This is a genomic window from Frankia tisae (assembly GCF_025403405.1).
Classification (GTDB): domain Bacteria; phylum Actinomycetota; class Actinomycetes; order Frankiales; family Frankiaceae; genus Frankia; species Frankia tisai.
Genome location: NZ_JANEZT010000556.1, coordinates 1 through 2,875 on the forward strand (window position 1 = coordinate 1; position 2,875 = coordinate 2,875).

Sequence of the window (2,875 nt, forward strand, 5' to 3'; positions counted from 1 at the left end):
CTCATCCGGGGCGGCTCGGCGGGCGGGTACTGTCCGGCCGGCGTTGCGTGACCGGTTGACGTCCGGCCTGGCCGGGGTCGGTCTCGATCTCGAGGATGTGACGGTGAGCCGGGCCGGTTCCCGCAGCCTGGTTCGGGTCGCGGTGGACCGCGACGGCGGCATCGACCTGGACGCGGTGGCGGAGGCCGCCAGAGTGGTCTCGGATCTGCTCGACGCGGCGGAGGTGGCTGGCGAGGGGCTCACCGCAGGCCCGTACGTCCTGGAGGTCACCTCCCCGGGGGTTGACCGTCCGCTGACCGCTGCGCGGCACTGGCGCCGAGCCGTCGGGCGACTCGTGACCGTGCGTGACAGCGCCGGGGACGTCCTGTCCGGCCGGGTGCTGTCCGCCGACGAGGATGGGGCGGATCTGGCCGTCGCCACGGGTCCGGCCCGGCGCGGGCGGCCGCAGCGGCGCCGTGTCGCGCGGGTCACCTACGCACAGGTCGAGCGAGCGACGGTGGAGGTCGAGTTCTCGGCCGAAGGGAAAGATGATCTTTCCGATGAGCCGCCGTCGTCACCGTCGGCTGGTGCGCCGCAATCCCCGGTTTCCGACGTGAGCGCCGATGCGCCGCGGGCGCACACCGCCCGTGACGGTGCGGTGCAGGACGATCTCCCGGCGTCGCCGGGGCCGGTATCCAACGACGAGGGCCGCCAGGTCGACGCCCAGGGCGCGGCCGGTGAGGAGATGACCCGGTGAAGCTCGACGTGGCCGCGTTGCGCGGTATCGAGCGGGAGAAGGACATCGCCTTCGACACCCTGGTGCAGGCGATGGAGACGGCCCTGCTGACGGCGTATCACCACACCGCGGGATCGGCCCCCGAGGCCCGGGTGGTCATCGACCGGACGACGGGGGAGGTGTCCGTACTCGCCCGCGAGCAGGGTCCCGACGGGACCAGTCGGGAGTACGACGACACGCCGGCCGACTTTGGCCGAATTGCGACCATGACGGCGAAACAAGTGATCATGCAGCGGCTGCGCGAGGCGCAGCAGGAGGTCACCTACGGGCAGTACGCCGATCGTGAGCACGAGGTCGTCTCCGGCGTGGTGCAGCATCACGAGCAGCGGGCCGGCTCCAAGGTGGTGCTGGTCGATCTGGGCACAATTGAGGGTGTCCTGCCACCAGCCGAGCAGGTCCCCGGCGAGCGGCTCGAGCACGGCGACCGGATCAAGTGCTACGTGGTGCACGTCGCCCGCGGGCCGCACGGCCCCACCGTGACCCTGTCGCGAACCCACCCCGAGCTGGTCAAGGGCCTGTTTCGGCTGGAGGTGCCCGAGGTCGCAGACGGCACCGTGGAGCTCGCCGCGATCGCCCGTGAGGCGGGCCATCGCAGCAAGCTCGCGGTCCGCTCGAAGGTGGCCGGGGTCAACCCCAAGGGAGCCTGCATCGGGCCGATGGGCAGCCGAGTGCGCGCCGTCATGGCGGAGTTGCACGGCGAGAAGATCGATATCGTCGACTGGTCGGCGGACCCGGCGACCTTCGTCGGCAGCGCCCTGTCGCCGGCTCGGGTGGCTCGGGTCGAAGTGACGGATCTGGCGAGTCGGTCGGCGCGGGTCGTCGTCCCCGACTACCAGCTGTCGCTGGCGATCGGCAGGGAGGGGCAGAACGCGCGGCTGGCGGCGCGGCTGACCGGATGGCGCATCGACATCCACTCCGACACGGAGGATCGGGCCGGCGGGCCGCCTGCCACCGCCGAGCCGCCGCCCGCGGGAGTGCCGCGGCGGTCCGGGCCATCCGGGGGCCCGCGCCGCTCTCCCACCGCGGGTGGTCACTCCCGGGGCCGGGCGGGATAGACTTATGATGGCGTGTCGTGCGGAGCCCGTCCGTACCTGTATCGGATGTCGAAGTCGCGCGCCGAGTTCCGACCTACTGCGTATCGTCGTGGACAGCGGCGAGCTTCTGCCGGATGCTCGTCGCCGTATGCGTGGTCGGGGTGCGCACGTGCATCCGGACCACACCTGTCTTGATCTCGCGGAGCGGCGAAAGGCGTTCCCGCGAGCCCTGCGGGTATCTGGTCCGCTCGAGTTGGGGCAGGTCAGGCGCTACCTGGAGCGGCTCCGTCCCACGACGGCCGGGTCCCGTTCGCGGGATTGGACCGCCGCGACGGCTCCGGATGGGGCGGATGTCGGGTAAAGGTAAAGAGGTAACGGATGGTCCGCGGCAGCGGAGCGCTCGGGTCAGACGGGACGGACGCCGCCACCTACGGCGCCCGGTCCGGGAGGCGGCGCCACATGACGTCGACAGGGAAGCAGGTCGAGACAGCGATGATCGCTCAATGAGCACCCAGCCATGATCACGACCGACAGGTAACGAGGTCACGCGGGCACGGACCGCGGGCCGATCGAAGGAGCACCGTGGCAGGAAAGGCCCGCGTACACGAGCTCGCCAAGGAGCTTGGTGTCGACAGCAAAACCGTGCTCGCCAAGCTGAAGGATTTGGGCGAGTTCGTGAAGTCCGCTTCGTCTACCGTCGAAGCCCCCGTCGTCCGCAAGCTGAAGGAAGCCTTCCCCACCGAGGGTGGGTCCGCCTCGGGCGGGCGCCCTGGTGGTCGACCGGCGCCCGGCAACGGCGCCGGTCCAGCCCCGCCGCAGCGAGCGCGGCTGCGCCGCCGTCCGCCCCGCCGGAGTCGACCCCATCGGTGTCGCCTGCGCCGGTGTTGCCTGCGCCGGTGTCGTCCGCGCCGGTATCGCCTGCATCCGCGCCGGTGTCGTCCCCGACAGCTCAGTCGGGCCCCCGGCCCGGTCCGCGCACCGCTGGCCCCGCGGCCCCCGGCCGCGGGCGTCCCGGCGCACCGGTGCCGCCGGCCGGCGGCACCGCTCCCAGCGGTCCGGTCGCCGG

Annotated in this window: 4 protein-coding genes; all 4 read left to right on the plus strand. The window is 72.2% G+C overall.

The features are described 5' to 3' along the window. Positions 1-736, plus strand: a 736-nt coding sequence (gene rimP, locus NBZ85_RS29730; RefSeq protein WP_261563254.1) for a ribosome maturation factor RimP, incomplete at its 5' end; no start/stop codon positions are given. Then, positions 733-1,830 carry a transcription termination factor NusA gene (gene nusA, locus NBZ85_RS29735; RefSeq protein ID WP_261556119.1) on the plus strand — a complete coding sequence of 366 codons (1,098 nt, stop codon included), beginning with the start codon at positions 733-735 and terminating at the stop codon, positions 1,828-1,830. The genes rimP and nusA, both read left to right, overlap by 4 nt. 7 nt (positions 1,831-1,837) lie before the next feature. Next, a complete protein-coding gene (locus NBZ85_RS29740; protein WP_261556120.1) occupies positions 1,838-2,170 on the plus strand; it encodes a YlxR family protein in 333 nt (110 codons plus the stop codon). Between the two features lie 221 nt (positions 2,171-2,391). Beyond that, positions 2,392-2,875 (plus strand): translation initiation factor IF-2 N-terminal domain-containing protein (locus NBZ85_RS32905; RefSeq protein ID WP_498041277.1); only part of this gene is annotated, 484 nt, incomplete at its 3' end.

Excerpts from the sequence above, each read along its gene's own strand:
- NBZ85_RS29740 (WP_261556120.1), top strand. The coding sequence starts at position 1,838 with ATGGCGTGTCGTGCGGAGCCCGTCCGTACCTGTATCGGATGTCGAAGT.